2 protein-coding genes are annotated in these 2,268 nt (G+C 64.4%); both read left to right on the top strand.

Annotation, left to right across the window (positions count from 1 at the left end; genetic code table 11):
* Nucleotides 1–2,050 (top strand): exodeoxyribonuclease V subunit gamma (gene recC, locus CUC53_RS18280; protein WP_100295407.1); only part of this gene is annotated, 2,050 nt, incomplete at its 5' end.
* Nucleotides 2,050–2,268 (top strand): UvrD-helicase domain-containing protein (locus CUC53_RS18275; RefSeq protein WP_157798334.1); only part of this gene is annotated, 219 nt, incomplete at its 3' end. The genes recC and CUC53_RS18275, both read left to right, overlap by 1 nt.

Here is a 2,268-nt window from a genome sequence, read left to right as displayed (position 1 = left end):
GGCGGCGAGTCAGGAGAGCCCGCTGCTGCAAAGCTTCCTCGCCCTGCTCAGGCTGCCCAACGCCCGCTTCGGGGCGGGCGAGCTGCTCGCCATTCTCGAGGTGCCCGCCGTGCTGCGCCGCTTCGAGCTGGATGACGACGAGTTCAACCAGCTGCGGGTCTGGGTGCAGGAGACCGGCATCCGCTGGGGGCTGGACGACGGCTACCCCGTCCGGTTCGATCTGCCGCCCATGTCCGGCAACAGCTGGCTGTTCGGCCTGCGCCGCATGCTGCTCGGCTTTGCCATGGGGGATGGCGAGCCGGTGGCGGGCATTCTGCCCTACGCCGATATCGAGGGGCAGCAGGGGCTGGCACTCGGCAAGCTCGCCTGGTTCGTCGATTCGCTGGCCGAGTTTTTGCCCCGCCTGCAACAGGCGCAGCCGCTGGCCGAGTGGAACGCCTGCCTGCTGGCGCTGCTGGAGCGCTTCTATCTGGCAGACGAGGATGAAGAGCGTCAGCTCCAGCTGATTCGCAGCCAGCTGGCCGAGTGGCAGACCCGGCTTGGTGAAGCCCGCTTCGAGCAGCCCATCTCGGCCTCCCTGTTGCAGGATTACCTTGGCAGCGTGCTGGGGGAGTCCCGCTCCAGCCAGCGCTTCCTCGCCGGTCAGGTCAACTTCTGCACCCTGATGCCGATGCGCTCCATCCCCTTCAAGCAGGTCTGTCTGCTTGGCATGAACGATGGCGTCTACCCGCGTACCCTGGCTCCCATGGGGTTCGATCTGATGGCGGTGGCGTCGCGGCGCGGGGATCGCTCCCGTCGTGATGATGACCGCTACCTCTTCCTTGAGGCGCTGCTGAGTGCCCAGCAGGGGCTCTATATCAGCTATCAGGGCTTCAGCGCGCAGGACAACAGCGACAAGGTGCCGTCGGTGCTGCTGGCGGAGCTGATCGACTATGTGCGGCAGGGCTTCGTGCTGGCGGGGGATGAGGAGCTTGATGACGAAACCTCCGGCAAGCGGCTGCTCAACCACCTGATGGTGGCGCACCCGCTCACCCCCTACAGCCGCAACTACTTCTATCCGGAGGCGGGTTCGCGCCTCTTTACCTATGCCGCCGACTGGCTGCCCGCCCTTAACCCAGAGCGCGGCGCGGCCAACTTCCAGAGCGGCGAGCTGCCTTTGCCCCCCGAATGGGGGAGAGAGCAGGGGTTGGAGCTGGCCGAGCTGCTGCGCTTCTATCGCCAGCCCACCAAATATTTCCTCAACCGTCGTCTCAAGGTGTGGTTCGAACTGAACGAAGCCAACATCGAGGATAGCGAGCCGTTCGAGCTGGATGGCCTGCAACATTATCAGCTGAAAGATCTGCTGCTCGATGCCCATCTGGCAAAGGGTGATAGTACCGAGCGCCGCGAGCGGTTGCAGCTTACCGGCCTGCTGCCGCAAGGGTGGTTCGGCAGCCTGCTGCTGGACGATCTGGATGCAGAGATGGGCAAGCTGGCCGATCGGTTACGGCCCTGGGTTGCGGCCAATGAGGCAGAAAAACAGGCGGTGGAGATCGATATCTCCCTCACACAGGGCCAGCTGCAAGGGTGGATCGACACCCAGAAGGGGCGTTTGCTGGTGGTCAAACCCGGCAGCTTCAACGGCAAGGATCTGCTGCTGGGCTGGATCCAGCACCTCTGCCTCTCATTGAGCTGCGCCCCCGGCGACACCCTGCTGTTCGATGCCAAACAGAGTCTGCGGTTAGCCAAGCTCGCTGCCGATGAGGCGCGACCCAAGCTGGCGGCGCTGGTGGCGTGCTGGGCGCAGGGGATGAAGCGGCCGCTGCCCTTCTTCCCCAACACCGCATGGGATTGGCTCAAGGCGATCGAGAAGGATCCCGACAAGCCGGAGGCGGCCGACAAGGCGGCTCTCACCCGTTTCAACGGCGGCTGGATGATCAATGGGGAGGGGCAAGACGTTTACGTCGCCCGCTGCTTCCCCGAACTCGATGACGAGGTGCTTGGGCAGTTGCAGGCGCTGGCCCGTGAACACCTGACCCCGCTGCTCAAGACCCTGGAGGAGCTGAAATAATGGCTAACCCGCTCAATACCCTGCGTTTTCCCCTCCATGGTGAACGACTGATCGAAGCCTCCGCCGGTACCGGCAAGACCTACACCATCGCCGGTCTCTACCTGCGCCTGCTGCTGGGCCACGGCCCGCTCATCGAAGAGGGCGTCGATGCCGGCCAGCCGAGCGCCCACGAGCGGCCGTTGTCAGTGACCGAAATTCTGGTGGTGACCTTTACCGAA

The organism is Aeromonas cavernicola (assembly GCF_002795305.1).
GTDB classification, from domain to species: domain Bacteria; phylum Pseudomonadota; class Gammaproteobacteria; order Enterobacterales; family Aeromonadaceae; genus Aeromonas; species Aeromonas cavernicola.
The sequence above is the reverse complement of the archived record's forward strand: the minus strand, read 5'-3'. Positions and strand labels throughout refer to the sequence as shown.